The sequence below is a fragment of the Pseudomonas sp. BBP2017 genome (assembly GCF_003024385.1).
In the GTDB taxonomy this organism is placed as follows: Bacteria; Pseudomonadota; Gammaproteobacteria; order Pseudomonadales; family Pseudomonadaceae; genus Aquipseudomonas.
The window spans coordinates 207,596-232,662 of the sequence record NZ_PVZN01000002.1 but is presented as its reverse complement, the minus strand read 5'-3'; the positions used below and the strand labels follow the sequence as shown (position 1 = coordinate 232,662).

The 25,067-nt window shown below is 59.4% G+C and carries 22 protein-coding genes; 12 read left to right on the top strand and 10 right to left on the bottom strand.

Annotated features, from left to right (window positions below):
• Nucleotides 1–18 precede the first annotated feature (18 nt).
• From C6382_RS03920 to C6382_RS03900, 5 genes are all read right to left on the bottom strand, one after another.
• Nucleotides 19–2,280 (bottom strand): ATP-dependent DNA helicase, encoded by a 2,262-nt coding sequence (locus C6382_RS03920; protein ID WP_107023223.1) that lies wholly within the window; start codon nucleotides 2,278–2,280, stop codon nucleotides 19–21.
• Nucleotides 2,277–3,929 carry a VRR-NUC domain-containing protein gene (locus C6382_RS03915; RefSeq protein ID WP_107023222.1) on the bottom strand — a complete coding sequence of 551 codons (1,653 nt, stop codon included), beginning with the start codon at nucleotides 3,927–3,929 and terminating at the stop codon, nucleotides 2,277–2,279. The genes C6382_RS03920 and C6382_RS03915 overlap by 4 nt, the downstream gene beginning before the upstream one ends.
• Before the next feature lie 220 nt (nucleotides 3,930–4,149).
• Nucleotides 4,150–5,538, bottom strand: coding sequence for a PLP-dependent aminotransferase family protein (locus C6382_RS03910; RefSeq protein ID WP_107023221.1), 1,389 nt, complete (start codon nucleotides 5,536–5,538; stop codon nucleotides 4,150–4,152).
• Nucleotides 5,538–7,022 (bottom strand): hypothetical protein, encoded by a 1,485-nt coding sequence (locus tag C6382_RS03905; RefSeq protein WP_107023220.1) that lies wholly within the window; start codon nucleotides 7,020–7,022, stop codon nucleotides 5,538–5,540. Before C6382_RS03905 ends, C6382_RS03910 begins: the two co-directional genes overlap by 1 nt.
• A 475-nt stretch (nucleotides 7,023–7,497) precedes the next feature.
• Nucleotides 7,498–8,520 carry a zinc-dependent alcohol dehydrogenase family protein gene (locus tag C6382_RS03900; RefSeq protein WP_107023219.1) on the bottom strand — a complete coding sequence of 341 codons (1,023 nt, stop codon included), beginning with the start codon at nucleotides 8,518–8,520 and terminating at the stop codon, nucleotides 7,498–7,500.
• A gap of 199 nt (nucleotides 8,521–8,719) precedes the next feature.
• Between C6382_RS03900 and C6382_RS03895 the strand changes: the two genes are divergently transcribed.
• The gene (locus tag C6382_RS03895; RefSeq protein WP_107023218.1) at nucleotides 8,720–9,634 is read left to right on the top strand and encodes a LysR family transcriptional regulator; all 915 of its coding nucleotides are present in this window, start codon (nucleotides 8,720–8,722) and stop codon (nucleotides 9,632–9,634) included.
• A 252-nt stretch (nucleotides 9,635–9,886) separates the two neighbouring features.
• On the opposite strand, the gene C6382_RS03890 is transcribed toward C6382_RS03895, so the two are convergent.
• From C6382_RS03890 to C6382_RS03880, 3 genes are all read right to left on the bottom strand, one after another.
• Entirely contained in the window at nucleotides 9,887–11,173 is a 1,287-nt protein-coding gene (locus C6382_RS03890; protein ID WP_107023217.1) for a type II toxin-antitoxin system HipA family toxin, read from the bottom strand.
• Entirely contained in the window at nucleotides 11,166–11,483 is a 318-nt protein-coding gene (locus C6382_RS03885; RefSeq protein ID WP_107023216.1) for a helix-turn-helix domain-containing protein, read from the bottom strand. Before C6382_RS03885 ends, C6382_RS03890 begins: the two co-directional genes overlap by 8 nt.
• Before the next feature lie 132 nt (nucleotides 11,484–11,615).
• Nucleotides 11,616–12,500, bottom strand: coding sequence for a homocysteine S-methyltransferase family protein (locus C6382_RS03880; RefSeq protein WP_178082747.1), 885 nt, complete (start codon nucleotides 12,498–12,500; stop codon nucleotides 11,616–11,618).
• A 119-nt stretch (nucleotides 12,501–12,619) separates the two neighbouring features.
• On the opposite strand from C6382_RS03880, the gene C6382_RS03875 reads away from it, so the two are divergent.
• Both C6382_RS03875 and C6382_RS03870 read left to right on the top strand, forming a co-directional pair.
• Nucleotides 12,620–13,441 carry an ABC transporter substrate-binding protein gene (locus C6382_RS03875; protein WP_107023214.1) on the top strand — a complete coding sequence of 274 codons (822 nt, stop codon included), beginning with the start codon at nucleotides 12,620–12,622 and terminating at the stop codon, nucleotides 13,439–13,441.
• A complete protein-coding gene (locus tag C6382_RS03870; protein ID WP_107023213.1) occupies nucleotides 13,438–14,259 on the top strand; it encodes an amino acid ABC transporter permease in 822 nt (273 codons plus the stop codon). Before C6382_RS03875 ends, C6382_RS03870 begins: the two co-directional genes overlap by 4 nt.
• 67 nt (nucleotides 14,260–14,326) lie before the next feature.
• On the opposite strand, the gene C6382_RS03865 is transcribed toward C6382_RS03870, so the two are convergent.
• Complete coding sequence (locus C6382_RS03865; RefSeq protein WP_107023212.1) at nucleotides 14,327–14,515, bottom strand: hypothetical protein; 189 nt, start codon at nucleotides 14,513–14,515, stop codon at nucleotides 14,327–14,329.
• A 141-nt stretch (nucleotides 14,516–14,656) separates the two neighbouring features.
• Here C6382_RS03865 and C6382_RS03860 point away from each other — a divergent pair, with 141 nt between their 5' ends.
• The 5 genes from C6382_RS03860 to C6382_RS03835 all read left to right on the top strand — a co-directional run bounded on the left by C6382_RS03860 (nucleotide 14,657) and on the right by C6382_RS03835 (nucleotide 21,108).
• Nucleotides 14,657–15,958: an OmpP1/FadL family transporter gene (locus C6382_RS03860; RefSeq protein WP_107023211.1), complete on the top strand. Its 1,302-nt coding sequence runs from the start codon at nucleotides 14,657–14,659 to the stop codon at nucleotides 15,956–15,958.
• Nucleotides 15,959–16,015: 57 nt separating this feature from the next.
• Nucleotides 16,016–16,687, top strand: a complete 672-nt coding sequence (locus tag C6382_RS03855) for a DUF3313 domain-containing protein (RefSeq protein WP_107023210.1) — start codon at nucleotides 16,016–16,018, stop codon at nucleotides 16,685–16,687.
• Nucleotides 16,688–16,837: 150 nt separating this feature from the next.
• A complete protein-coding gene (locus C6382_RS03850; protein WP_178082738.1) occupies nucleotides 16,838–18,859 on the top strand; it encodes an alkyl/aryl-sulfatase in 2,022 nt (673 codons plus the stop codon).
• A gap of 685 nt (nucleotides 18,860–19,544) precedes the next feature.
• Complete coding sequence (locus C6382_RS03840; protein ID WP_107023209.1) at nucleotides 19,545–19,835, top strand: hypothetical protein; 291 nt, start codon at nucleotides 19,545–19,547, stop codon at nucleotides 19,833–19,835.
• 241 nt (nucleotides 19,836–20,076) lie between these two features.
• Complete coding sequence (locus C6382_RS03835) at nucleotides 20,077–21,108, top strand: IS110 family transposase (RefSeq protein WP_107023208.1); 1,032 nt, start codon at nucleotides 20,077–20,079, stop codon at nucleotides 21,106–21,108.
• A 299-nt stretch (nucleotides 21,109–21,407) separates the two neighbouring features.
• Here C6382_RS03835 and C6382_RS03830 read toward each other — a convergent pair whose 3' ends face one another.
• Nucleotides 21,408–22,103, bottom strand: coding sequence for a helix-turn-helix domain-containing protein (locus C6382_RS03830; RefSeq protein WP_107023207.1), 696 nt, complete (start codon nucleotides 22,101–22,103; stop codon nucleotides 21,408–21,410).
• 103 nt (nucleotides 22,104–22,206) lie between these two features.
• Between C6382_RS03830 and C6382_RS03825 the strand changes: the two genes are divergently transcribed.
• From C6382_RS03825 to C6382_RS03810, 4 genes are all read left to right on the top strand, one after another.
• Nucleotides 22,207–23,148: a carbon-nitrogen hydrolase family protein gene (locus C6382_RS03825; protein ID WP_107023206.1), complete on the top strand. Its 942-nt coding sequence runs from the start codon at nucleotides 22,207–22,209 to the stop codon at nucleotides 23,146–23,148.
• A gap of 71 nt (nucleotides 23,149–23,219) precedes the next feature.
• The gene (locus tag C6382_RS03820) at nucleotides 23,220–23,654 is read left to right on the top strand and encodes a GFA family protein (RefSeq protein WP_107023205.1); all 435 of its coding nucleotides are present in this window, start codon (nucleotides 23,220–23,222) and stop codon (nucleotides 23,652–23,654) included.
• A gap of 460 nt (nucleotides 23,655–24,114) precedes the next feature.
• Nucleotides 24,115–24,507, top strand: a complete 393-nt coding sequence (locus C6382_RS03815; RefSeq protein ID WP_107023204.1) for a hypothetical protein — start codon at nucleotides 24,115–24,117, stop codon at nucleotides 24,505–24,507.
• Between the two features lie 101 nt (nucleotides 24,508–24,608).
• Nucleotides 24,609–25,040 (top strand): hypothetical protein, encoded by a 432-nt coding sequence (locus C6382_RS03810; RefSeq protein WP_107023203.1) that lies wholly within the window; start codon nucleotides 24,609–24,611, stop codon nucleotides 25,038–25,040.
• Nucleotides 25,041–25,067: the final 27 nt, after the last annotated feature.

The following is a 25,067-nucleotide window of genomic DNA, read 5'->3' as shown; positions in this document are numbered from 1 at the left end:
TGCTCCCCGGCGCCGTGATTATTTCTGCTGCGATGCCCACCAGGTCGGAAGCATGCCCTGCACCCGCGACTCGGCAAAGCGGTCGTCGATCAGCATGACCATGCCCCTGTCGTCAGTACCGCGAATCACCCGCCCCGCCGCCTGGATGACCTTCTGCACCCCAGGATACAGGTAGGTGTAGTCGAATCCGGCGCCGAACAAATGGTCCATACGTTGCTTGATCTGCTCGTTCACCGGGTTGACCTGAGGCAGCCCCAACGTGGCGACAAAGGCCCCGATCAAGCGTGTTCCAGGCAGATCGACACCCTCGGCAAAGGCACCGCCGAGTACAGCGAATCCAACACCGCGCCCCTGGGCCTCGAAGCGCTGCAGGAAAGCCTGACGTTGTGTCTCATCCATAGCCCGCGACTGGCACCACTGAACAATGTGCGGATGGCTTGTGGCGAGCAACGCCGCCACCTGTTGCAGGTACTCGAAGCTGCTGAAGAACGCCAGGTAATTGCCAGGCTCGGCGGCAAACTGTGCGGCAATCAGCTCGGTGATCGGCGCCACCGAGGCGGCGCGCCGCTGATAACGGGTCGAGACATGACTGATTACCTGCACGCGCAATTGCTCGGCGGCAAAAGGTGAAGCCACATCAAGCCAGGCGCTGTCGGTCGGCATCCCGAGCAAGTCGGCGTAGTAGTGCCGCGGGCTCAGGGTCGCGGAAAACAATGTGACGCTACGGGCGCTTGCCATGCGCGGGCCGATCCGTGCCGCCGGTACCACATTGCGCAGGCACAGGGTCGACAGGCTACGTTTGCCCGGCCCCTCGCGCTTGCTGATATCGAAGAGAAAATGGGCGTCGAACAGTTCACTGACGCGAATGAACTGCAATGCATCGAAGAAGAACTGCAACAGCGCCGGATCGAGCCCGGTGGGTTGCTGGTTGAGTTGCTCCTGAATCAGGCCGACACATTGCTGCAACGCCTTGAGGAACGCCTCCGGTAACGCCTCGACCACTTGATAAGGCACCGCCTGCGCCTTGTGCAGGGCATTCCACTGGCGGTTAAGGCGCTCCAGCGCACTGCCCATGCCCGCCGGTTTGCTGCGGCGCAAGGCTTGCAACTGCCATTGATCGAGGCTGGCGCTGTACATCTGCCGTGCCCGCTCCACCAGGTTGTGTGCCTCATCCACCAGCACCGCCACACGCCACTGGTTGACCTGGGTAAGGCCATAGAGCAAAGCACTCTGGTCGAAGTAGTAGTTGTAGTCGGCTACCAGCACATCGACCCAACGCGCCATCTCCTGCCCCAGGTAATAAGGGCAGACCTGATGAGCCAGGGCAATCTCGCGCAATGCGGCCTTGTCGAGGATGGTCAGCGCCTGGGCGGCCTGACGAGCAGCCGGCAGGCGGTCGTAGAAACCTTTGGCCATGGGACAGGCTTCACCATGGCAGGCCGTGCCCGGGTACTCACAGGCCTTGTCGCGGGCCACCAGCTCCAGGCTGCGCAGGGCAAGCTCTGGCGCACTGGCGTGAACCTGGTGCAGGGCTTCCAGGGCCAGGGCACGGCCCGGTGTCTTGGCGGTGAGGAAGAAAATCTTGTCCAGCTGCTGTGGGACCATGGCCTTGAGCAGCGGAAACAGCGTGCCAAGGGTCTTGCCGATGCCGGTGGTGGCTTGCGCCATCAGGCAGCGACCGGTACTCACTGCCTTGTACACGGTCTCGGCCAGTTCGCGCTGGCCACGGCGCATCTGCCCATAGGGGAAGGCCAGTGCCTGCAGCCCGGCGTCGCGCAGGGCCTCCCGTTGCACTTGCTGTTCGGCCCAGCGCAGGTAGATCCCGCACTGGGTATTGAAGAAGTGCTCGAGCGCTATCGCACTGCAATGTTGTTCGATCAGGGTCTGGGTATCGCTGTCGACATCCAGGTACACCAATGCCAGGTTGATTTCTGCCAGCTGGCGCTGCTGGCAGAGCAACCAGCCGTAAACCTTGGCCTGGGCCCAGTGCAACTGCCGATGATTGTCCGGCTGGCGCGCCAGATCGCCGCGGTAGGTTTTGATCTCCTCCAGGCGATTGAGCTGTGGGTCATAGCCATCGGCCCTGCCGCGCACCTGCAAGACCCCAAACTGCCCTTCAAGGCTGATCTCGGCCTCAAACCCCGGGCCACGCCGGGCCGCCACCCGCTGATGGCCACTGATGCCCTCCTGAGCGGTGGGCGAAGGGGTAAAGCGCAAGTCCAGGTCACCAACCTTGGCGCTGAACTCACACAGTGCCCGCACTGCCACGCGATAGCTCATGGCGTCGGCGTTATCCAGCGCACATGGCACACCACGACCGGCAGACCATGTTCGGTACAGAAGTCGATCCAGCGCAGCTGGTTATCCTGCAGGCGATCCCCCGGCCCCTTGACCTCGATCATCCGGTAACGCTGCTGTTCGGGCCAGAACTGGATCAGGTCGGGCATACCCGCGCGGTTGCTCTGGATATCTTCGAGCAAACGCTCGAAACAGCGTTTGAGGTGCAGCGCTGGCAGACAGGCCAGGGCCTGTTCGAGTAAGGTTTCGTCGAGCACCTGCCAATAGACAAAGGGCGACTGCAAGCCCTGTTTGCTGACAAAGTGCCGGCGGATGGTCTGTCGGTAGCGACCATCCTCCAGTTGCTCCAGGCAGTCGGCGAACAGGGCACTGCGCCGCGCCTGAAACTCGGGATCGTGCAGGTCCTGCGGGGCGCTCTGGAACGGGTGAAAGAACGCGCCCGGCAGCGGCGCGAAAATGGCTTCCCAACACAACAGGCCGAACAGACTATTGAACAGGGTGTTCTCCACGTAATGCACCTGACCGCCCTGCTCTTCCAAGTGCAGTTGCGCTGCCTGCTCCACCCCCAGCGCTGCCTGCTCCAGCGGCAACTGCAGTTCGATCAGATCGATTTGTGTTTTTACCCGCCGCGGTTGTGGCGGCCCACCCAGTTTGCGCTGCAGGCGTGGCAGGATCCGCGTCAACGCCTGGACTTCAATGGGGCTGGCGGGTTGCAAGGCAACTTCCGTGGCCAGCGCATGGGCCTGGTCCCACTGCTCGCTGCGTTCGAGCACCCGAATCCGCCGAATCCGTGCTTGCGGGTGCTGGCTACGCGGGTAAATCCGCAGCGCCAGGTCCCAGTCGCCCAGGCGCTCGCTGTGCTGGCCAAGCTGATACAGCAGGCGCGAGCGACGACGTAGCAGCCACGGGTTATCGCTTTCCAGTGACTCGACCTGGTCCAGCACCTGCGACACTGGCGCGCCCTGCTCGAGCAACTCGGTGCAATTGTGCAGCGCCAGGGCCAGGTCAACATCGCTATGTTGACGCAGCGCCCGCGATTCTTCACTGAACGCCACCTGCTCGTAACGCAGCAGGCCAAGGTCCGCCAGGACGAACTCTGACCAGTCCTGGTACAGGTTGCCGAAAAACAGCAGGCGAAAGCGATCGCAGAGCGCTTGCAGCTGCAGGGTAATGATCGGTTCGGCGAAGCCTGGCAACCAGTCTTGCAAGGGCCTAGGCGGCAGTGCGAGTGCTTGCAACTGGGCAAAAAGCTCGCCCTTGGCCGCCCTCGGACGAGTCAGTTGCGGCGCAAAACCATTGGCGATTTCTTCCTTGCGCAACACCTGAAACAGCTGCTCGAGACTCAAGGGGCTATCGTCGGTGACCCAGCCCCGCTCCAGCAAAGGCTGCAAGGCTGGCAGCGGCGGCCCGATTTCTTCATAGACCAGCTTGCTGGGGCGAAACAGCTCGCCTTTGCGCATCACCATGCGTACCAGCAGCGCCCGGGAAGCATGCGGTTGCTCAGGGAGCTGCGCAATGAAGGCGCGTTCGCTGTCGTCCAGCAGGTCGGCATAGCGCAGCGCGATCCATTGCAACACTTGCTCGAAGTTGTGCAGGTAATAGAACGGCTCGTCGACAGAATGGGCGATCACGGTAAAGTTACTGGCAGGAATTAGTGGCACTGGTTATACATACAGACCAGCCCCCTTGGCAACCAGCCCGCTGACCACTGATCGCCTAGCGTTGCTCCCGGGCGTACTGGAATGCTTCGTCTAGGTAGTCGATCAGCACCCGCCGAAGGCAACAATCCCCACTGTGACGCAAGCATCACCACCACACCATCGACCGGGGACCATGCGGGCAACAGGCCATTTAGGGCCGCTGCAGCGCCTCACGCAACACACCCAACCCACCCTGGAGATCATCGTACGGCGTCGGCGGCCAGCCCAGACGCATATGCTGACAATAATCACCCTGCAGACTGAACAGTTCACCTGGCGCGATCACCAGCCCCTGATCCAGCATGCGATGAAACAGGGCGGGGATGTCCAGCGGTGACCGCGCTTGCGCCCAGATCGTTGCCCCGCCCGCCGGCATCTGAAAGCGCAAATGAGCGCCCAGTTGCACCTGCATCTGCCGATACAGGTGGGTGACGCGCTCATGCAGGCGCAACCGCGCCTGCTCCAGATGGAGGTCGATCCGCCCCTTGGCATACAGCCGGGCCACCGCTTGTTGACGCAAGGGCGGCAAGCGAAAGCCCCGGGCCAAAAATTGATGCTGCAGTTGCCCCGGGCAATGGCGAGACAACAGGTAGGCATACGGTGCTTCGGCCCCCACCGTACGCTCCAGTGACGAGAACACCAGCAGTCGCTGCGGGTCGACCATTTCGCGCAGGCACCGCTGTGGCGGTGCGGCAAAGCAGTACTCGGTTTCCAGGTCGTTTTCCAGCAGCCATACCCCATGTTCAGCCAACAGCTGGGCAATCGCCTGATGCTGTGCCTGCGACACAAGGCTGCCGTGAGGGCTGTTCAAGCGCGAGGCGAGCATGACCATGCGCACAGGCTCACGCTGCAAAACGCTGGCAAAACGCTCAAGATCCAGCGCCCCATCACTGCCCAAAGGCAGCTCGATGACCCGTAATCCGATGGTCTGCAAAATCCTCAGCAAACGCCAGGAACACGGCGAGGTCACCACAATCGTGCAGCTTTGCAGCTCCAACGCAGCCAGCAACGTCTCGAACAGCGAACGCAGGTCCAGCGCCAGATAAACATCCTCGGCGTTCCAATACAGCTGCACGGAACGGGTATAGCGTGCGGCCAGCGCCGTGCGCAGTTCGAGCTCGCCACACGGATGCACATGCCCGGCAGGCCGTGGACTCTGGCGCAACAGCTGGCGCTCGATAGCCAGTAAGTTCGACTCCAGTGAAGGCAGGGATTGCGCGCCACTGAACTCGAGTAATTGCGGGCTGCCGGCATGCTGCTGCAGGTTTTGCAACAAGTGCTCATCCGCCAGTGCCTGCACTACCAGCGCCCCACCCCTGGCAAAATAGCCGGACTTGGGCACTGACTGTACGCGCCCCTCGTGCTCAAGCAATGAATAGGCGTACTGGATGGTCGAGATTGAAACATTCAATCGCTGCGACAGATCGCGTAGCGAGGGCAGCTTGTTGTAACTGCCCGGCGCCATCTGGGCAATCAGTTCAACCAGGTAGCGATACACCGCTTGATAGGCAAACACGCTGGTTTTTGTCGGTCGTTTCATCAAGGACTGCCAACCTGATCACCCCTGAACCGTATGCCGTTCGCAGTGTCAATCTGCAGATGACGCAGATCGGCACCCCGTACTCGCAATCGGGATAACAGCCAGTCGGCCAATGGCTCGCGGCCATAGAGCTGCTGCAGCATAACCAGCGGCAAGCCACTGATATCCACCAACCACTGCACCACGGGTTCCGGCGCCGGTTGCCCGCCCAACGCCTTGCGCAAATAAGGGAGGGCAACCAGCATCCCGGGGTGGCAGCGACGCAGAAAAGCTTCCAGCCTCAGACCCTGTTCGACAAAAGGGCTGAACAATTGGCAAACCAGTTGCGCCTCGCTCAGGCCATAAGCTTGCAGGGCGAAATCATTCGCCTCGCTACGTCGCTGTTCCAACCCCCCCGGTTGCCAGTGATTGAACAGCCGAGTCTGCAACGATTGCGGCACTGCTTGGCGCTGCATCAACTGGCGGGTTTGCTGCAGATAGCACTCGACACCATCGCGATAGTGCGTGTCGTTGACGAATTCCGCCTGCAACCCTTGCAGGTGGGCCAACAGCACGGGATTGGCATTCCCCACGCGCTCACAGGGAAAGACCTGTTCGTCGAAACGAAAGCCCAGAAAGCGACTCAGGCGTCCACCTTGGGGTGAATCACGATCAGACACCAAGTCATCAATGGCGATAAAACGCAATGCCGGCCGACAGTCCGCATCAGCGTCAGGCAGCCCCGGGGCCGCGAGCTCTCGCCCCTGCAACAGGCTCCAATAGCGGGCGCGCAGCGCGCTCATCCTTTCCAGTAACGAGACGGCACAGCTGTGGATCGGGCGAACCCCAAGCATTCCGGCATTGCGCAATGAGCGCCGGCTCCAGGCCAGGTAGCGTTTACGATCAGCGAGTGACTCGGCACTGATAATGGCATCTACACCGCCCTTGCAACGCAGTGCCTGCAGGGCAAGGTCAGCCAGGTGCAGGTAACCATGGCTGGCAAAATTCACCAACAAAGGCCCATCACTCGACAGATGCCCGCACAGCAACCACTCCTGTCGCTCAGCCTGCTGCTGCTCACTGGACGGTGCTCGACGGTTGTCGTAAGGCAACAGCTCGCCAGCGTCGAGCACCAGCAAATCGATGCGCGGGTCATCATGCATAAACAACTTGGAGAACGTGCTTTCAATGTTTGCCAGGGCAGTTGCACTCATCCCGGCTTGCCAGGCAGTTGCAATGCACAGGTGAAAAGTCGCTGGGGACCGTGCGGCAATACTCAGTTGCGCCGCGCGCAAGCAGGCAAGGGCCTGGGCGCTGGACAGGCTGGCATCGAGCACGAACATCAAGCGTAATCCCTTCATACGCTCGACTCCGCCGGCGGCCACAATCAGCCGCTGAATCAATAGCTGCAGCGAGGCCTTTTGCGCCTGCGACAAATGTTCAAGCAATCGTTGCAATACTTGCTTATATACATACTGCATGGCCTGCTCGTGAATACTGCCCATAACGCCCACCTGAATTTCAGTTACGGCCGCCTGAAAAAAATCGCTCCTGCGAAATCATTCAACCAGCAGAAATAAAGACCCACCTAATGTCCTAGGAAACTTCCCACAAGTTCCTACAGAAACTTGCTGATATGCCAATCCAGCCGGGTGCATCCACACGGAACCTTGCCACCGACAGCCTGAACAACCCGACCTTGTTTCATCACGCCTCACTCCTTGAGTTCACAAGCGACAGGTTATTATCGGGTGTTGGCTGATGAATAAAAGATACAGAACCCGGTAAAAAATCCGTTCAGATTCAAACAGCTTCCCGTTTGTATTCAGTCAGCAAAAGTATATTTTCCGACACACTTGAACATAACGAATTTACCGGCATTGCGCAGGCAATGTGCTTGATTGAAATGTCCTAAATTTACTTAGGAAAGAGGCACAAAAAAGCCCGAGCACAGCTCGGGCGGGTTTTCTGCTTGCAACCTCAGACGCTGGCTACTTCCAGCACCAGACGTCCACCGCATGGACATTCGTCCATATAGCGATGAGCTTCAACAACACGTTCGAAAGGATAAGACTTGATGATCTGTGGTGTCAGCAGCTTGTCGGCGGTGAACTGGTTGATATCGCGCAGTGCCCGTTGCAACGCCACCTGGTCCTGGCTGATACCCAGCTCCGGTTTGCCGGTGAAGTTACCAATGCAATGTACAAAGAACTGGATGTTCTTCTGAAACGCGGCGCACGCCGGGAACGGTGTCTGATTGCCACCCTGCAGGCCATACAACACCAGGCTGCCACGCGGTGCCAGCACATCGCCAAGTAACGACATCTGTGGACCGCCCAGGCCATCGAGGACCATGTCGACGCCACGGTTGCCGGTGTACTTGTTGACCTGCATGAGCAAGTCCTGCTCCTCGGTGGCGATGACCTTCTCGGCCCCAAGCGAAAGCAGGTAGTCACGCTCATCGGCGTCCTTGGTCGCAGCGAAAACCCTCAGGCCCAGCGCCTTGCCCATCTGCACGAAGGCCGGCCCCGCACAGTGGCTGGCATCGGTGACCAGGGCCGTCTGCCCGGCCTTGGCCCGGGCCAGGTCGACGTAGGCGAAATAAGCCATCAGCAACGGTGTGTAATGCACGCTGGCTTCGATCGGGCTGAGGATCTGCGGATAGCGGGTCACGGCATTGCGCGGCAACACGATGACCTCACCGTACACCGGATAGTCGTTGGCGCTGGCGGCGGGAAAGCTGGCCACCTTGTCACCTACTTCCAGGTCATCGACGCCCTCGCCTACCGCGCTGACCACGCCCGCCATTTCATGACCCATGCCGGCTGGCAAACGTGCCTGGGACGGCGCCAGGTTCTGGCGCCAGAGCACGTCGTACCAGCTGATACCGATCGCTTCAACGCGGATCTGCACCTCGCCGGCAGCCGGCTGCGGCGCGGCCTGCTCTTCGATCTTGAGCACCTCGGCCGGGCCAAACTTGTGGAAACGGATCATGCGGGACATCGCAAACCTCGCCTAGTGAACCTCTAATACCCTGAACTCTATCCGGGCTTTTGCGGTTAGACCATCCGTGGCCATTAATAGTCGACATGCCTGTCATTGATTGATGGTAATGCCGCTGGCGGCAAATAATGCGGTGCAGGGTAGCAGCCTTTACCCGTAAGATTCACCCTTGCCCCAAACGTCCAGTGAAGCCGAGCCGATGAACCGTAATGACTTGCGTCGCGTCGACCTGAACCTGCTGATCGTCTTCGAGACGTTGATGCACGAACGCAGCGTGACCCGCGCAGCCGAAAAACTGTTTCTCGGCCAGCCGGCGATCAGCGCTGCGTTGTCGCGCCTGCGCAACCTGTTTGACGACCCGCTGTTCGTGCGTACGGGTCGTAGTATGGAGCCCTCGGCGCGCGCTGTGGAAATCTTCGCCCTGCTGTCCCCGGCCCTTGACTCGATATCCACCGCGGTCAGTCGTGCCGCCGACTTCGATCCGGCCACCAGCACCACGGTGTTTCGCATCGGCCTGTCGGACGACGCCGAGTTCGCTCTGCTGCCGCAGCTGCTCAAACGCATACGGGCTGAAGCGCCGGGTGTTGTCCTGGTGGTACGCCGGGTTAACTACCTGCTGATGCCGGCCTTGCTGGCCAGCGGTGAGATTTCGGTAGGCGTCAGCTGGACCAACGACCTGCCCGCCAACGCCAAGCGCAAAGTGCTGCGCCGCAGCAAACCCAAAGTGCTGCGCGCCGACAGCATGCCGGGCAGCCTGAGCCTCGACGACTTCTGCGCCCGCCCCCATGCTTTGGTGTCCTTTGCTGGCGACCTGGGCGGCTTTATGGACGACATACTGGAAAAACTCGGGCGCAAGCGTCATGTGGTCCTGGCGGTGCCGCAGTTCAACGGCCTGGGTAGTTTGCTGACCGGCACCGACATCCTCGCCACCGTGCCCGACTATACCGCCGAAGCGCTGACAGCGGCTGGCGGCTTGCGTGCCGAGGATCCACCGCTTGAAGTGCAGAGTTTCGAGCTGCACATGGCGTGGCGTGGGTCGCAGGACAATGATCCGGGTGAGCGCTGGTTGCGGTCGCGGATTCAGATGTTCTTTGGCGATCCTGAGAGTCTCTAGGCGTTTTCTGTCAGGCTATTCATCTGATCATTTCTGCCTTAGACCGTGGAGATCCTTTCACTTCCAGTGGATTGCTACATTCGGGGGCATATTTGAGGGCATGCTTTGGATGGTTTGAAAAGGATGCCCACAGCCTAAGGTCCAGCAGCCCCCGTCTCGAACTTACGCGGACGCGCCCCCTTACTTCGCCAACACGCCCCTATCGCCTGACCTCAACCTTGTAAAACAGATTCTCAACCAACACCCCCGCCTTCAACGGCGACCGCTGCCCGAGTGACCGTGGTGTAGCAGAGCGACGTTCTGATCGATGCGGCCTTGGACCGTGCGCAAGGTGTCTCGAGTAATAACCTGTGGGTATAGGCTCTCGACGATGGTTGCAAACCGGCTCGCTACATCACAAATGAGGTCAATCACTCTGCCTGCAGCGTCAGGGGGCACCTCGGCTTCCTCGGCAAGCCGAAGCAATTGCGTGCGGGAAATCGACAGGGCCTCCCCCATCACATCCATCTGATGGTATCCACTTGGCCCTTCGCAGAAGGTCACGTCGTAAGCCGGCGACAGTCTCCACCGACCGTCTTGCGACATGATGTAGGCAAAGTTCTTGGGATGATCGTCTCTGTTGTTGAACGCAACATTGAAGACGGCACGTTCGAAGGCCACCGCCATCTCTCGCACGTCGTTGGTACACATCTGTGTTGCCCGCAAGAAGTTTACGTAGTCCAACACCCCCGGAGACCGGTAATCTGCCCCCGTAAACGCCGCGAGGCTTTGCATGGGTACGCGCAGACCATCCCGGCGGTCAAATCGCTTACTGGCAAACGCTGCCAACCCATCAGGCAGACTGAAGTACTGCGTGTCAGGGGTCTCGATACCGCACATGCGCAGGCACTCGGCGTAGACCATTTCGATAGCGCACACCTCGGCATGTTCGTCTTTGGCCGGGAACTTAATCAACCATGCTTCAAAGCCCGGCGTGACGGCAGTGGTAAACCCGCCAGTTTCGGGATCGCGATAGACGAGAGCCTTAGGCCTTGCACCTTGAGGCGAGCCGCCCACCAGCAGCAACCTCTGCAGGAACTCGCCACCGTCTCCATGGAGCACTTCCTGCACTTCGGCGGCCAGCTGTTCCAGCGGGATGTGGACTTCAGATTCCTGCCCTTCGGGTGCCACGGGCTCAAACCTCATGGCACCCATCGCATTGCTACCGCTGTAGGCCAGCCGTTCCAGTGAGCCGATGCGCGCCGTGGTGAGCCCGCGGCGCCTGGACATACGGTCCATCAGCAACATGCCCCACCCATCCGGCAACGAGTCGTAAACAGGCCCTGGCAAGTACAGTTGGTGGTCTGGAAAATCTCGGCGCAACCGAGCCCCCTCCAACGGCAGCGTGTAGGAGGACAGTTCCAAGCCCCTTTGCCTGGTTTCATTGCTGTACTCGAACACGATCAGCGGGCGACCGGTCAGGGCGGTCGTGGAGACCAGCGTGCCCCATTGCCATCGCTCACCCCAGCCCTCGTAGAAGACGTTCACCTGCTCAAGCATTGCCGGACTTCCTCTTTGTACGGAGACGATTGGCGCTGTTTTCGTAGCGCCGAATATCCTCGATGCTTTCCAGCTTTGGCAGGAACAGGCCTTCGAGTTCCTTGGTTCGGCCAAGGGCCATCGCCACCCGGACTACGTTCTCGAACCCGACATTGCGCCCGGCTTCAAGGTTGGACACGGTGTTGATGCCGATGCCGGCACGCCCGGCCAAGTCGGCTTGTGTCATGTCCTGCGCCAAGCGCTCTGTGCGCAAGCGATCGCAGAGGCGCTTGACGACCTCACTCGGTTTGCTGAAGCTTAAATCCAACATAGTGTGGACTCAGCCCATTCTGTGCCAATTAGCCCCCAAAATTAAAGAATTAACGCCAAGCCCTATACGGGTCCGTACGTCCATGTATGTGAGAGGACGGCGGCTGTGAAGCCGCCGCCTACCCGATTGGGATTACCCCAAATTGCGCTTCAGCTCGACAATGTGCTCCGGGCCAATGCCGCAGCAGCCACCAATCAGGCTGGCACCGCGCTGACGCCAGTCCTGAGCCCATACCAGGTATCCTGGCGGGTCGAGGTCTTCGCGCAGCTCATCCAGACCGTCGTTGGCCGTAGCCTCTTTCGGTTGCGGCGGGAAGGCGTTGGCGTAGGCGCCGATGGCGATGTCGGCGTTCAGACTCTCGAACACTGAGCGCGTCACGTCCACCGCGGCGCCAATGACTTCAGGCTGACTGCAGTTGAACAGCACGGCGGCTACACCCAGACCTGCCACGGCTTCGATGGCCTTGGCTACCGGCTCGCCGGAACGCAGACGAGGTGTTTCGTCGACTTCTTCGTCTTGTAATGTGAAGGACACCCAGAAAGGCTTGCCGTCTGCCGGCAGGTGAGCATGGATCGCCCGCACCTCAGCGATCGAGCTCTGGGTTTCCGCCAGCCATAGGTCGACGTGCGGGGCGAGGCCTTGCAGCAGCGGGGTTAGCACCTCAGCCACCCGCTCGTGCTGGAACAGGTCAGGCCGGTAGGAGCCGAACAGCGGCGGCAGGGAGCCCGCCACCTGCACCGGTTGCGCACTGGCATCTACAGCGCGACGTGCCAATCGACCTGCGGTGTCGGCGAGCTGCTGCCCCTCTCGGGCAAAGCGCTCCTCGCCAATATGGAACGGCACCACCGCATAGCTGTTGGTGGCGATGACCTGGGCACCGGCGGCGATAAACGCGGCATGCACCCCCACCACCGCTTCGGGCGCTTCACTCAGGGCCAGCGCCGACCACTCGGGCTGACGGAACGGCGCACCACTGCGCTGCAACTCACGCCCCATGCCACCGTCTAGAACCACCATCGATCGCTGTTTCATATAACTTCTCTAAAGGTTCTTATAAATAAAATTCACTATGAACAGTGCTTTTATAGCTATTAAATAGCTGAACTCCATTTTGGCCAACTTTTTCAGGTATTTACATGCGTTTTCCTGCTTTGCTCGGCGCGGGCCTCGTGCTTCTCGCAACTGCTTCCCACGCCTTGGCCGGCTCCACTCTGGAGCGGCTTGAGTCGCGCAAGGAAATGGTCAACGTGCTGATGGAAAGCTATCCGCCGTTCTCCTTCCTCAACGACCAGAACCAGCTGGATGGTTTCGACGTCGATGTGGCCAAGGCAGTGGCGGAAAAACTGGGCGTCAAGCTGCGCCTGGAAACGCCGTCGTGGGATGTGATCGCCGCCGGCCGCTGGAACGGGCGCTACGATATCTGCATCTGCTCGATGACCCCGAGCAAGGCTCGCGCCGAGGTGTTCGACTTCCCGGTGGAGTACTACGCTTCGCCAGCTGTGATCGTGGTCAACGCTAAGGATGACCGAATCCATACAGCCAAGGACCTGGACGGCCGCAAGGTCGGCCTGACCAGCGCCTCCAGCTACGAAAGCTACCTGAACAAGAACCTGGTGATCGAAGGCAACGAAGACAAGAAGATCGACTACCCATTCGATTTCGTCCAGATCGCCCCTTATGACACAGACAACGTGGCCTTCCAAGACCTGGGCCTGGGCGCCGGTGTGCGCCTGGATGCGATCCTGACCAACCTGGTAACCGCAAAGCCACGCCTGGACCAGGACAAGCGCTTCAAACTGGCCGGTGCCCCGCTGTATGAAGAACCGAACTCGGTGGCGATCGAGAAAGGCGATCCCGAGTGGGACGCCAAGGTGCGCCAGGTGTTCGCTGAGCTGAAGGCCGACGGCACACTGGCCAAGCTCTCGCAGAAGTGGATCGGCGCCGACATCAGCAAATGAGTGCCTGCCAACCATCCTCCAAGCCCGTGGCCAAGACCACGGGCGCACGCCTGTTCGGCTTTCGCACCCGGTTGTACCTGACCTGGCTGACCCTGTTCGCCCTGTTCATCGCCTTCTTCCTGAGCTTCGACCTGAAGTTCTCGATCATCCTGGAGAAGCTTCCAAACCTCGCTGGCTTCAAACTGGGACCGAACGGCTTTTTACAGGGCGCGGCGCTGACCCTGTTCCTGTGTCTGTGCTCGATGGTGGTGTCGGTGCTGTTCGGCTTTGCCGCCGCCTTGGCGCGACTGTCGAGCAGTGCGGTGCTGGTCGGAATCGCCAGCTTCTACACCTCGTTCTTCCGCGGGACGCCGCTGCTGATCCAGATTCTCCTCATCTACCTGGGTTTGCCGCAGCTGGGCCTGGTACCGGGCGCCATCAGCGCCGGCATCATCGCGTTGTCGCTCAACTACGGTGCGTACCTGAGCGAGATCTTCCGCGCCGGCATCCTCGGCGTCGTTCGCGGCCAACGTGAGGCGGCGCTGGCCTTGGGCATGCGTACCCGGCAGACCTTCTGCCATATCATCCTGCCCCAGGCCATGCGGGTGATCATTCCACCGACGGCCAACCAGTTCATCTCGATGCTCAAGGACTCTTCGCTGATCTCGGTGATGGGGGTATGGGAGGTTATGTTCCTCGCGCAATCCTACGGACGCTCCAGTTATCGCTACCTGGAGATGCTGACCACGGCGGCAGTGATTTACTGGGTGCTGTCGATCCTGCTGGAGCTGGTTCAGGCACGCTTGGAGCGACACTTCGGCAAGGCCTATCAGCGCTAGCCGATACCTGTTGCGCAGGTGAGCAACGACGGCAGCGTTGTTGCGTCGCTCGATGCAAGCAGGCCAATCAACTATCGTCGTTCGGGTTTTCAGTTCTTCGTGACATGCGGAATTCGGCCAGGAGCGGACGTTCATCCGATGGCCACATTCGCTCAAGGCGCTCGGCCTGCGCCTCCCTCAGCACGCATTTCAATGTCATGAAATGAGAGATAAAACGCATATTCTGTATCCAAAAAGTTGCATGCTCCACTTCCACTACTAGGCTCCTTCTAGTCATAGCCGGGCTGGGCGTACCTTTACACGGCAGTTCTCGACCAATTCGAGACGATACCTAAAACTCATTGGGCGCCCATGTACTGGAAGTGCTGTGATCTTTACATTTAGCAGAGGATGCTCAATGAAGGATACCGGTATACGTACCGCGCGTAGGGTCTGCGCGGCAGTTCTGACTTCTGGGTTGGTACTGTCGGGCACCCATGCAAATGCCGGTGGCCTCTTCATTTATGAAGCAGGCCAGGAAGGCGCCGGGCTGGCCAACTCGGGTTCCGCCGCACTGGCGACCGATCCCAGTGTGCTGATGAGCAACCCGGCCGGGATCACCGGACTCAAGGGCACCCAGGTCAGTGCCAACGCCCAGGTGATTCTCGGCCACATTCGATTCTCCCGCGATAACAATAACGAGTTCGATGGCAACGAAGGCGGCAACGCGTTGCAATGGTTACCGGGCGCCAGTCTGTTCGTCAGCCATCAACTCGACGACCGCTCCGCGGTCGGCTTTGGCATGTACGGTAACTTCGGTTTAGCACTGGATTACGACGATGACTGGGCCGGCCGCTACTTCAGCCAGGAGACAGCGGTTATCGGGGTGTCCTTCCAGCCGACCATCGCTCATCAGTTCACCGACCAGCTCTCTGTCGGTATTGGTCCGCGCATCCTGTACGGCTACTACCGAACCGAAGTCGCCATCAACAATAACCTGCTCGGCCTGCGCGACAGTCCGGACGGGCAACTGGAATACAAGGACACCGATGTCGGCACCGGGGTCAATCTGGGTTTGCTCTACAAGCTCGACGAGCGTACTCAAATCGGTCTGGCCTACACCAGCAAGGTGAAGCTGGAGTTCGAGGACAGCCCTGACGTACGCAACGTCAGTAACCCGATCATCAATGCCGGCCTGCGTCGGCTGGACGCGGACTCGCTGGAACTGGACATGAATGTCCCGCAGACCGTGCTGTTAAGCGTCGCGCATCAGCTCGACCCGCAATGGAAGCTGCTCGGCAGCCTGGGCTGGCAAGACTGGAGCGATTTCGGCGAGATCGGCGTGGAGGTGGATGCCAATGCGGCTGGCGTCGACCGCACTATCGACCGCCAGTACAAAGACACCTGGCACGCCTCCCTCGGTGCGCAGTTCCAGGCCACAAGGCAACTTCGCTGGAGTATGGGCCTGGGTTACGACAGCTCGGCGGTCGACGACAAAGACCGCACCGTCGACAACCCCATGGGCGAAGCCTGGCGCTTGGCAACCGGGATCAACTACCTGCTTGAAGAAGGCCTCGATCTGCACCTGGCGTACACCTTGGTGTGGCTAGGTGACATGGACGACGACCAGACCAAATCGCGCTCAGGCACCACGCTCTCCGGGACCTACAAGAATGCCGCACTGCACATTGTCGGCGGCGGTGCGACCTGGCGTTTCTGAGCCTGGTGACCGCCCCCCCCTGCACCATTCGCTGAATTGACCACAAGGAGTTCCACCATGCAATTGAAACCGCTCGCAATTGTACTGTGTGTAGCCACACTGGGGATCACAGGGTGTACCAGTAAGTACGTAGCACCCGAGGATTACTCAGGGTTCCTCAAGAACTACCAGGCCCTTAAGGAAGAAAAGTCGCCCTCTGGCGCAGCAGTGATGCGCTGGATCGAGCCGGGCGTGGACGCTAACCAGTTTACCAGCGTCTATGTTGAACCAAGCCAGCTCTATCCAAAGCCGCAACCGACCGAGAAGGTGCCGCAGAATACACTGCAAGGCATCACCACTTATTACGATCAGGTGCTTCAGACCCAGTTCTCCAAAGCGCTACCTCTGGCCAGCGGCCCCGGTCCGAAGGTGCTGATAGTACGTCCGGCGATCACCGCAGTGAGTGCCAAGACCAAAGGCCTGCAACCATATGAGGTGATCCCGATTGCCCTTGTAGCCGCCGGCGTCAGTGCGGCCACCGGCATCCGTGACCAGGACACCAGCATCGCCACCGAGGCGGCCTTCATTGACGGCAGCAACAACAAAGTAGTGGCACAAGTGGTGCGCAAGGGCGCAGGCGCCGAACTCGACAACTCATCGCAGGTCATGACCGCCAACGATGCAAAGGCCGTGCTCGATGGTTGGGCGCGGGACATGGTGAAGTCGTACGACTCTCTGAAAACGAGATAACTCAACTGTGCCGAGAAGCCTCCTGTCACTGCTCAGAGGCACGGCCGTCAAGCTATAGGACCAGGCCCCCACCAACGGAGGGGATATAACCAGAAACAGGCTGGTAGTTGCCTCGAAGGGTACAGCGCATCAAGTAAGAAGGAGCTTTACATGAAAGCGATTGTTCGAGCCTCATCCCTCAAGGCTGATAATGCATCAACGGGAATTTGGAAACTCAGCACCTCGGTCCTGCTTGCAGCGGCCATCGCTATGAATAGCCATGCATGGGCCGCCGAATCACCCAAACCAGCCACAGAGGCCACCAAAGCGGCCAACGATGCACTGCTCAAAGAATTGCCGTTCAACGACAAGGCCTCGTTCGAACTGGCGCACAAAGGCTTCATCGCGCCGTTGCCCTCCGAGCCGATCAAGGGGCCGAATGGCAACATGATCTGGGACCCGAACAAGTACGGTTTTATCAAGGAAGGCGAGACCGCACCGGCCAGCACCAACCCCAGTCTGTGGCGGCAATCGCAGTTGATCAACATCTCCGGGCTGTTCGAAGTTACCGATGGCATCTACCAGGTGCGTAACTACGACCTGTCGAACATGACCATCGTCGAAGGCAAGGAAGGCATCACCATCTTCGACCCGCTGATTTCCAGCGAGACCGCCAAGGCGGCGCTTGACCTCTACTACAAACACCGTCCGAAAAAGCCTGTCGTCGCGGTGATCTACACCCACAGCCACGTCGACCATTACGGTGGTGTGCGCGGCGTGGTCGACGAGAAGGACGTCAAGGCCGGCAAGGTGAAGATCTATGCACCCAAGGGCTTCCTGGAGCATGCGGTAGCCGAGAACGTCATGGCCGGTACCGCCATGAGCCGGCGTGCCAGCTACATGTACGGTAACCTGCTACCGCCGAACGAAACCGGTCAGTTGGGCGCCGGATTGGGCACCACCACCTCTGCCGGTACCGTGACCCTCATCCCGCCGACTGACATCATCGAGAAGACCGGCGAAAAGCATGTAATCGACGGTCTCACCTATGAGTTCCTTTACGCGCCGGGCAGTGAGGCGCCGGCCGAGATGCTCTACTACATCAAGGAGAAAAAGGCCCTGAACACGGCCGAAGACTCCACCCACACTCTGCACAACACCTACTCGCTGCGGGGCGCGAAAATCCGCGAGCCGCTGCCATGGTCCAAGTACCTCAACGAAGCGCTGAAGATGTGGGGCGACGACGTCCAGGTGATGTACGCCATGCACCACTGGCCGGTCTGGGGCAACAAGGAAGTGAAAGACCAGCTGTCGTCGCAGCGCGACATGTATCGCTACATCAACGATGAAACCCTGCGTCTGGCCAACAAAGGGTACACCATGACCGAGATCGCCGAGCAGGTGAAACTGCCCAAGTCGATTGCCAACCGTTTCTCCAACCGAGGCTATTACGGCTCACTGAACCACAACATCAAGGCCACTTACGTGCTGCACCTGGGCTGGTTCATCGGCAACCCCGCCACGCTGTGGGAGCTGCCACCGGAGGAAGAGGCCAAGCGCTATGTCGACATGATGGGCGGTGCCGACGCCGTATTGAAAAAGGCCAAGGAATACTACGACAAGGGTGACTTCCGCTGGGTCGCCGAGGTGGTCAACCACGTCGTCTTCGCCGACCCCAACAACCAGGCGGCGAAGAACATGCAGGCTGACGCCCTCGAGCAACTGGGCTACCAGGCCGAAAGCGGGCCATGGCGCAACTTCTACCTCACCGGTGCTCAGGAGCTTCGCAACGGCGTACAGAAACTGCCAACGCCCGACACGGCCAGCCCCGACACCGTCAAGGCGATGGACCTGGACCTGTTCTTCGACTACCTGGCCATGCGCCTGAAAGGGCCTGAGGTGGAAGGCAAGCACATCACCCTCAACCTGGACTTCACTGACCTGAAACAGAAGTACGTGCTGGAAATGGTCAACGGCGTGCTGAACCACACCGAGGGCATGCAGGCGAAGGACGCCGACGCGACCATCAGCCTGACCCGCGACACCCTAAACAACCTGATGCTCAAGCAAACCACGTTGAAAGACGCGACAAGCTCGGGCGAGCTCAAGGTTGAGGGCGACGAGGGCAAACTGGAGGAGTTGATGAGCTACATGGATAACTTCGACTTCTGGTTCAACATCGTCACCCCCTGACGCTCCTACTGATGCTTGATTGCATCAAGGCAAGCCATTGGCAATTGCCGGTGGCTTGCCTCGTTTTCTGGACCAAGGAATGATAGATCTGCCTTGCACCAGCTAGGTTTGCCCGTAGCACCTGACTTCTTCGGACGTGCCGGGCTCCTTCGTACCGGTCCGCCAACCTTGCGTAGTCCGTCCCCCTTCCCTGCTTGGCGGCAGTCGGTGGCGGATCCTTTCTACGAAGGAGCACCACTCAAACCAGCACCACCTTCGGCTTCTGCAATGGCAGCCACGATCCACTGTTCGCCGCCCGCGCCGGTGTCTCATCAGAAGACGCCCTGATCCACACCTCCATCCGGCTCAAAAGCGCCTACCAGACCAACGCCCACGCCTGTGACATGGTCAATGCCGAGGTGCGCGGTTTGCTCTGGGCTACGGAGCAATCACTGGAGATGAGCGGCGGAGTGATCGCCAGCGATTGGCCTGGGCCGCCGATGCGGCTCTATCAACTACCGTCGTTCGGGTTTTCAGTTCTTCGTGGCGTGCCGAATTCGGCCAGAAGCAGCCGATGGTCGTTGCAATTCGCTTGTCGTCGACGTGTGACTAAGCTTAATAAATCGGGACAAATTGAAAGTTGGGTGATAGCGGCTATCAGTGGACCTGGATTGGCATCAAGACGCTGCGCCCAAAGGAGACGAACATGTACGCGGTTATAAGAACCTACCTGGGTGCTGGAGCAAATCAGCTTTTCGAGCTTTTAGAAGAGCGCAGAGCCGACGTCGAAGCCACCCTGCGGACAGTGCCTGGCCTGGTAAGCTACACACTGCTCAATACCGGTGATGGTGGTACGTCGGTGACTGTTTGCACGGACAAGGCCGGCAGCGATGCGAGCTTGAAAGTCGCACGTGACTGGATTCAGAAAAATGCAGCACATATCCACGCGGAACCGCCGATCGTGACGGAGGGTCCGGTCATTGTGCAGATCAATTAGCCCGCCCTTCCCTTCCGATTGATCTGACAGCCCTATCGCTGTCGCAGGTCTTGTATGTTTGCTTCGCAGCGATGTGATCGTGCGCAAACATAAGATTGGGTTTGCGCTCTGGGCCCATAGCTGCAAGTAGCGACAGGCAAAAATCGGCCAGAAGCAATGGGATGGACTCCTCCTCACCTCGGCATCTTGAGTGCCAGACTGAAAGTGCGAACCACAGTCAACAGTGAGAAGGAGTCCACACATGAAGCTTATGCGCATTGGGGTCGACCTGGCCAAGAACGTGTTTCAGATCCACGGCGTGGATTGTCATGAGCGGCCAGTCTGGCGGCAACGTTTACCTCGTGATCGCTGGCTGCAAACGGTGCTGGAGAAGATCGAACCCGGCTGTGAGATCGGCATGGAAAGTTGTGGCGGTGCGCACCATTGGGCGCGGCAGCTACAGGCACGCGGTTTTCAGGTGAGGCTGATCGCGCCGCAGTTCGTCAAACCGTACGTCAAGAGCAACAAGAACGACGCCAACGATGCCGAAGCAATCTGTGAAGCGATGAGCCGTCCCAGCATGCGCTTCGTCGCCATCAAGACCATCGAGCAACAGGATATCCAGGCGACGCATCGCATCCGGGCCGGCTTAATCGAACAGCGAACGGCCAAAGCCAATCAGATTCGTGGACTGGTCGCCGAGTACGGTCTAGTCGCCCCGAAGGAGTTACTGATGCTGCGTCGTGCGATACCGTGCTGGCTAGAAGATGCGGATAACGGTTTGACGGTTCGCTTGCGTCGGCTACTGAATGGCTTGTGGGGCGACCTTCGCGCACTGGATGAACGTGTTGGCGAACTCGACAGCGAGATATCTGCAATCGCGGCAAGCGAGCCGAGTGCCGTCCGTTTGCAGCAGCTGCGCGGGGTTGGCCCGATGATCGCCACCGCACTTATTGCTGCCATCGGTGATGCCCGACAGTTTGCCAATGGCCGACAGTTAGCCGCCTCGTTGGGGCTGACGCCGAAGCAACACAGCTCTGGTGGTAAAGATCGGCTACTTGGCATCAGCAAACGTGGCGATGCTTATCTGCGAACACTGATGATCCACGGTGCGCGCTCGGCCCTGCGTACAGCCAAATCCAAAGACGATCGGCTCAGCCAGTGGGCTGTTCGTTTGGCCGAGCGATCACATCCCAATGTGGCCGCTATAGCGCTGGCCAACAAAACCGCACGCATGGCTTGGGCGATGCTGCGCAACGGGACCGATTACCAACCGGATCGGGCTGCGGCCTGATCCACCAAACCGTCACGTCCAACGAGTAAACAAACCGTCTACCCAGATTGCTAAGCAACCCGAACGATGGCAAACCGGTCGAACCGGCGTCGGCAAAACCCTCAAATGTCCAGGTGCGTAAAGCACGTAGAAGCGATTGGGAGCCGACGCGCGAATAGCCCATCATGGCCCTGCATCGAATCGATGCCAAAGTCAGAGGCCGAATATACGTGTGCAGTCGGCACGGGGGCCAAAGCGAAGGGGCTTGCAATGAGGAAGAGTCCATATACGGACGGTCGAACGCTTACTATTCTCGACGGCTATTGCAAAGGCTGGATTGCTGCGCTCCGGGTACCGGCGAACGCACTCGTGCCCAGCCAGCGCCACAAGTTTTCCGCATCCTGCACAGCGCCGTCTACACGCAGCTCTCGCGACTGAAGAACCTCCCTTGGTGTGCGGTCGCCGGTCCACACCTCGGTCAACGCGCGCACGCTAGAGTGCACAACGAGCGTGAGTTCGCGTCCGGGGTCGTCGCGACATAAATCTGCCACACCCTGTTCGACAACAAGCCACCACTGTTGCTCGCCGGACCGCGCGTCGCGGAACTTGAAGTGAATGACCACCGATCGGGACGGGAACTTCTCGAGGCGCACGAACCGGCGCACGTCCCACATGAGCAGGCCCGCGTCGAGTTCGTTATCGCGAAGGCGACTACCTATCCAACGCGCGCCCCAATGGCCTAGCGCCATTATGATGGGGCGCAAATCCTCGCCGGCTTCGGTCAGGCTGTACTCCCAGACCTTGCCTACGGCCGTGCGATGTACGACACCGATATCTTCCAAGTGGCGCAGCCGCTGTGCCAGCAAGCTGGTGGACATCCGTGGTACGCCACGGTGCAGTTCATTGAAGCGCTTGCTGCCGCATAGCAGCTCGCGCACGACCAAAGGCGTCCAGCGCTCGCACAGTGCTTCAGCACCGCGCGCGACCGTGCAGAACTGACCATAGCTTTCATCCATCGCCTGTACTCCGCAACTACAACGCTTCAGATTCTGAACTAGCCTCGCGACTTCGCCACGTGCACGCTGAAACCTGCGAAAACCACCGTCTCAGGAGCACGCCATGACCAAGATAGCCATCATTCAGCGGCCGCCCGTGCTGCTCGACCGCAGCAAGACGATCGCCCGAGCCGTGCAATCGGTCGCTGAGGCGGCAGCGGCGGGAGCCTCGTTGATTGTTTTACCCGAATCGTTCATTCCAGGTTACCCGTCGTGGATCTGGCGGCTGGCAGCGGGAAAAGACGGGGCTGTAATGGGCCAGTTGCATACGCGCCTGCTGGCCAACGCCGTCGATATCGCGAACGGTGACCTGAACGAATTGTGTGAGGCCGCCAGCGCCAACGCCGTGACAATCGTATGCGGCATCAATGAATGCGAGCGGCGTAATGGAGGCGGCACGCTCTACAACAGCGTAGTCGTTATCGGTACGAACGGCGAAGTGCTCAACCGACATCGCAAGCTGATGCCAACGAACCCCGAGCGCATGGTCCATGGTTTCGGTGATGCGTCAGGGTTACGTACGGTCGATACACCCGTCGGCCGCATTGGTACGCTCATTTGCTGGGAAAACTACATGCCCCTGGCGCGCTATTCGCTGTATGCCCAAGGGGTGGAAATCTACGTCGCCCCCACGTACGACGCCGGCGAGGGCTGGATCAGCACGATGCGTCACATTGCACTCGAAGGTCGCTGCTGGGTGCTCGGCAGTGGCACCGCGCTGCGCGGGAGCGACATTCCCGATGACTTTCTGGGTCGCATGCAACTGTTTCCCGAACCGGACGAATGGATCAACGACGGCGACTCGGTGGTGGTAAACCCTCAAGGCCAGATCACAGCCGGTCCATTACACCGGGAAGCAGGCATTCTGTATGCGGACATCGACGTCTCACTCGTGGCGCCAGCGCGGCGGACGCTCGACGTCACCGGGCACTATGCGCGCCCTGACATTTTCGAACTGCAGGTGCGACGCACGCCGGCGACAGCGGTGCACTTCATCAACGGGTGAAGCTAAGCAACGCACAGGCGATCCATCCCAGCTTCGGCGATAAGTGTAAAAACTGATGAAGGAGTTACTCCATGAGCATTCAAAGGTCTTACAAAGGCAGTTGTTTTTGCGGCGCAGTCGAGTTCACCGTCAGCGGTGAGCCGACCGCAATGGGCTATTGCCATTGCGAGTCGTGTCGACATTGGTCAGCAGCGCCGGTCAATGCCTTCACATTGTGGAAACCCGAGGCGGTGCAAGTGACTCGAGGGGCTGACAACATTGGCACCTACAACAAGACTCCGTTGAGTTATCGCAAATGGTGCAAGCGTTGCGGTGGGCACCTCTTCACCGAACACCCCGGGATGGGGCTCATCGACGTGTATGCCGCTGTCATCCCGGACCTTGCGTATTCGCCAGGTGTTCACGTCCACTATCAGGAGACCAGGCTGCGCATCAAAGACGGTTTGCCCAAGCTGAAGGATGTCCCCAGCGAGTTAGGGGGATCGGGCGTCAGCGTGGACGAATAGCGCTGGCACGCTAGCGTGTGGCGCTCCGACCTCGTTCGATTACGCCAGTTGCCACCTGTTCGGTACTGTCCTACAGAAAGGCTTCGAACAAATGAAGCAGCATCGCAAGCGACCCAACGGCTTCAACATCTGAACCTGGTCGTGCAATGGAATCAGCCAAAGAACCGTCACGGACTTCAGGAAACACTCATTGAATCAAGCCCGTTTCTCTAGATGCTGCGACGGTTTTCGGTGTTGAGGTTTCTAGACCTGGAGCTGGAGCTGGAGACGATCAGTTTCGCCCCTGACGTCCCGTCCTGCGTTGAAGCGGAGAACCGAAGGAGTAGTAGGTGGGGATTGGGATGGCAAAGCCCTTTTAGCTCGCCATGATGAGCCCACTTATTTGATCGAAGTCAAATCATCGGCTGCCTGGCAGGCTAGACTGGAAGTGCTAGGGACTAACAAGTCTGTGGAGCACGTCATGTACTGGTTCCGTCATCACTATCGCAATCTATTGCAACTCACCCTCGGGGTGTGGGTGTTGGCTGTGATCGTGACGGCATTTCACGGCTGCCTGGTGCAGCCGGAGCACAATCTGACTGCAACGCACGCGACGCTCTCCACACTGCAACAATTAGATGACCATGCCCGGCACGCCAGTGGCTGCCTTAAGCACTGTGAAGATGCAGTGAAGGCGATCAGTCCCGCATCGAAGATCCCGACAGTAGACCTCGCCAGTCTGGCGCTTGCCTTGCTGTTACCGGCGATTCTGCTGCTTACCCTCAGACCCATCGCCTTCGCTGCACTTGCACTGGGGCGCCCCGCACCATCGGGGCCACCAGCCCGCCTGTTATTCGTCCGCTTCAACGATTAATCCGCCTCTCAGGGCGGCCACGCCGTGGCCGTTCTGCTCCAATGCGTCGATTTGGCGCGGTTTAGTAATTCCTACTTATTTCTGAGTACCTGGAGTTCAACATGCAGACAAAAATGAAATTCGTTATCGCCGCAATTTTGGCCAGCAGCGTTTTCATGGCGAATGCCGAAGACGAGCGTCACCCTGCCGATGCACCTGCCAACGCAACGGCTGCCAGCACACCGTCCGAGTCGGCAATGAACAAAGCGATGAGCGAACAAATGCAGAAAATGCAAGCTGCCCATGCCAAAGCCGCTGCGGCGAAAACCCCAGGCGAGCGGCAAGCAGCTATGCAGGAGGGCATGAAGACGATGAGGGAAAGCATGGCCATGATGAGTAAGCAGCATGATGCTTCGGGTTGCATGGGCATGGGCATGGGCTCCCAGATGGGGATGTCTGGCGCCAAGGACGGCATGGGAAAAGAAATGATGGAGATGATGATGAAAATGATGGATCAGCAGTCATCGATGATGGATATGCCAATCAAGAAGTGACGGTTGCTACTCACTAGTGCTCGCGGC

Coding starts and splice junctions, on each gene's coding strand:
- C6382_RS03920 (WP_107023223.1), bottom strand. CDS start 2,280: ATGAGCTATCGCGTGGCAGTGCGGGCACTGTGTGAGTTCAGCGCCAAG.
- C6382_RS03910 (WP_107023221.1), bottom strand. CDS start 5,538: ATGAAACGACCGACAAAAACCAGCGTGTTTGCCTATCAAGCGGTGTAT.
- C6382_RS03905 (WP_107023220.1), bottom strand. CDS start 7,022: ATGGGCAGTATTCACGAGCAGGCCATGCAGTATGTATATAAGCAAGTA.
- C6382_RS03900 (WP_107023219.1), bottom strand. CDS start 8,520: ATGTCCCGCATGATCCGTTTCCACAAGTTTGGCCCGGCCGAGGTGCTC.
- C6382_RS03895 (WP_107023218.1), top strand. CDS start 8,720: ATGAACCGTAATGACTTGCGTCGCGTCGACCTGAACCTGCTGATCGTC.
- C6382_RS03890 (WP_107023217.1), bottom strand. CDS start 11,173: ATGCTTGAGCAGGTGAACGTCTTCTACGAGGGCTGGGGTGAGCGATGG.
- C6382_RS03885 (WP_107023216.1), bottom strand. CDS start 11,483: ATGTTGGATTTAAGCTTCAGCAAACCGAGTGAGGTCGTCAAGCGCCTC.
- C6382_RS03880 (WP_178082747.1), bottom strand. CDS start 12,500: ATGGTGGTTCTAGACGGTGGCATGGGGCGTGAGTTGCAGCGCAGTGGT.
- C6382_RS03875 (WP_107023214.1), top strand. CDS start 12,620: ATGCGTTTTCCTGCTTTGCTCGGCGCGGGCCTCGTGCTTCTCGCAACT.
- C6382_RS03870 (WP_107023213.1), top strand. CDS start 13,438: ATGAGTGCCTGCCAACCATCCTCCAAGCCCGTGGCCAAGACCACGGGC.
- C6382_RS03860 (WP_107023211.1), top strand. CDS start 14,657: ATGAAGGATACCGGTATACGTACCGCGCGTAGGGTCTGCGCGGCAGTT.
- C6382_RS03855 (WP_107023210.1), top strand. CDS start 16,016: ATGCAATTGAAACCGCTCGCAATTGTACTGTGTGTAGCCACACTGGGG.
- C6382_RS03850 (WP_178082738.1), top strand. CDS start 16,838: ATGAAAGCGATTGTTCGAGCCTCATCCCTCAAGGCTGATAATGCATCA.
- C6382_RS03840 (WP_107023209.1), top strand. CDS start 19,545: ATGTACGCGGTTATAAGAACCTACCTGGGTGCTGGAGCAAATCAGCTT.
- C6382_RS03835 (WP_107023208.1), top strand. CDS start 20,077: ATGAAGCTTATGCGCATTGGGGTCGACCTGGCCAAGAACGTGTTTCAG.
- C6382_RS03830 (WP_107023207.1), bottom strand. CDS start 22,103: ATGGATGAAAGCTATGGTCAGTTCTGCACGGTCGCGCGCGGTGCTGAA.
- C6382_RS03825 (WP_107023206.1), top strand. CDS start 22,207: ATGACCAAGATAGCCATCATTCAGCGGCCGCCCGTGCTGCTCGACCGC.
- C6382_RS03820 (WP_107023205.1), top strand. CDS start 23,220: ATGAGCATTCAAAGGTCTTACAAAGGCAGTTGTTTTTGCGGCGCAGTC.
- C6382_RS03815 (WP_107023204.1), top strand. CDS start 24,115: ATGTACTGGTTCCGTCATCACTATCGCAATCTATTGCAACTCACCCTC.
- C6382_RS03810 (WP_107023203.1), top strand. CDS start 24,609: ATGCAGACAAAAATGAAATTCGTTATCGCCGCAATTTTGGCCAGCAGC.